The sequence below is a fragment of the Streptomyces kebangsaanensis genome, assembly GCF_001906585.1.
GTDB lineage: Bacteria > Actinomycetota > Actinomycetes > Streptomycetales > Streptomycetaceae > Streptomyces > Streptomyces kebangsaanensis.
Window position 1 is genome coordinate 1 of the sequence record NZ_JUJA01000094.1, and the last position, 1,676, is coordinate 1,676.

Annotated in this window: 3 protein-coding genes and 1 pseudogene; 2 read left to right on the forward strand and 2 right to left on the reverse strand. The window is 65.3% G+C overall.

From position 1 onward, the window contains the following. Positions 1-376, reverse strand: a pseudogene (locus RH94_RS13890) (transposase); the annotation flags it as partial. 28 nt (positions 377-404) lie between these two features. Further along, entirely contained in the window at positions 405-629 is a 225-nt protein-coding gene (locus RH94_RS40340) for a hypothetical protein (protein ID WP_143204014.1), read from the reverse strand. Between the two features lie 222 nt (positions 630-851). On the opposite strand from RH94_RS40340, the gene RH94_RS13895 reads away from it, so the two are divergent. After that, on the forward strand, positions 852-1,202 hold the full coding sequence (locus tag RH94_RS13895) for a helicase associated domain-containing protein (protein ID WP_407697313.1): 351 nt from the start codon (positions 852-854) through the stop codon (positions 1,200-1,202). A 28-nt stretch (positions 1,203-1,230) separates the two neighbouring features. Further along, complete coding sequence (locus RH94_RS13900) at positions 1,231-1,614, forward strand: transposase (protein WP_073946048.1); 384 nt, start codon at positions 1,231-1,233, stop codon at positions 1,612-1,614. Positions 1,615-1,676 lie beyond the last annotated feature (62 nt).

The following is a 1,676-nucleotide window of genomic DNA, read 5'->3' on the forward strand; positions in this document are numbered from 1 at the left end:
CAGATCGGCTCGACGCCGCCGAAGCGGCCCTTGTGCTCGTCGATGAACGCTACGAGCGTGTGTGTGGCCGGTCGAGCTCGGCCGCGAAGAAAGACGCCGCGGCTTTGAGGATCTCGTTCGCCCGCTTCAGCTCGGCATTCTCCTTCTTCAGCCGCTTCAGCTCGGCGGACTCCTCCGTCGTGGTGCCCGGCCGGGTGCCGGCATCGATCTGGTCCTGCCGTACCCACTTGCGCAGGGTCTCGGTCGTGCCGATGCCCAGTTTCTGGGCGACCGCTTTCATCGCGGCCCACTCGGTGTCGTACTCCGGCCGCACCTCGGCGACCATCCGCACCGCACGACGGCGCAGCTCAAGCGGGTACTGGGAAGAGCGTGCCATGACTCGATCCTCTCAAACGATCGAGTCCCTATCGAACCCGGAACGGTTCAAAGCGGACGTAGAGCAGCCCGTCTGACTGCTCAAGTTTCAGCCGAAGCTGCGGAGTCAGCGCGTTGTGCCAGCGGTCCCGTTCGATCTGAGCGACAGATGCCGCGGTGTCGTTCGCCTGACGTGAAGCCTTCCAAGCGCCGAATGCAGCGAGTCCGCTGAACGCGGCTGAAGCGGCCGCGATGGATGTGTCTGCGATGCCCATGCGGGACTGTAGCCCAGATGGCGCAGTTGCCATTAGACGCACCACTACACCTACAGGAAAACCAAGATCATTCCTACGCAACTACAGGACCGCAGGCCAACCACCCGAACAACCAAACCGAACATCCCGCCAAGCCACGCCCATCACACCCGGACGCAGCCGCTCCAGCCATCCCGAGTCCCACCTCAAAGACGGGACACCAGACCAAAGCAACCAAGCCCTATGAAGATCACTGCTCCGTCACAGCAGCAAGAACGGTTGGAGAGGCTGGGCGTCAAGCCCGCCCAGGCGCCGCCTGGCGCCTCAGCAGCCACGCGCGCGGCGAAGGGCCCGAGCAAGGCGCAGCAGGCATTCCAACGCGGACTGACCGCCCTCGCCCAGTGGGTGGAACGGGAAGGCGCCCACCGGCCGGTACCCCGCGGACACAGTGAACAGATCGCGATCGACGGCGAGACCGAGCCGGTAGCCGTGAAGCTGGGCGTATGGATCTCCAACACCCGCGCCAGGCGGGACAAGCTCACCCCCTCTCTGTCAGCCTTGGGTGAGACGCCCCGCTTAGTCGGGTTAGCCTGAGAGGGCACGACAGGAGAACCACCCCCTCATGACCAGCACCAACCCCGCCGAGTCCGACCCGGCCCCCAGGCCGAAGCGCCGTTCCTTCAGTCCGGAGTACAAGCTGCGCATCGTGGCCGAGTACGACGCCGCACCCAAGAACGAGAAGGGCGCTGTCCTGCGCCGCGAGCGCCTTTACCACTCGCACGTCAAGGAATGGCGGGCCGCGCGGGATGCCGGGGCATTGGAGAAGCTGGTCGACCAGCGCACCAGCCCGGCCCGGCCTAAGAAGTCGGCCGCAGAGACGGAAAACGAGAAGCTGCGCCGCCAGGTGGAACGGCTGGAGAAGGAACTGGCCCGGAACAAAGCCGCGTTGGAGGTCATGGGAAAAGCTTCCGCGCTCTTGGAAATGATCTCCGAGGGCGCGGACTGAGGACCGCAGCCGACCCGGTGGTCGATGACGCGTTCGCCGGCATCGAGGGCAAGTTGGGCATC

What these genes read in the sequence shown, in the direction of transcription:
- RH94_RS40340 (WP_143204014.1), bottom strand. Translation starts at nt 629, where the DNA reads ATGGGCATCGCAGACACATCCATCGCGGCCGCTTCAGCCGCGTTCAGC.
- RH94_RS13900 (WP_073946048.1), top strand. Translation starts at nt 1,231, where the DNA reads ATGACCAGCACCAACCCCGCCGAGTCCGACCCGGCCCCCAGGCCGAAG.
- RH94_RS13895 (WP_407697313.1), top strand. Translation starts at nt 852, where the DNA reads ATGAAGATCACTGCTCCGTCACAGCAGCAAGAACGGTTGGAGAGGCTG.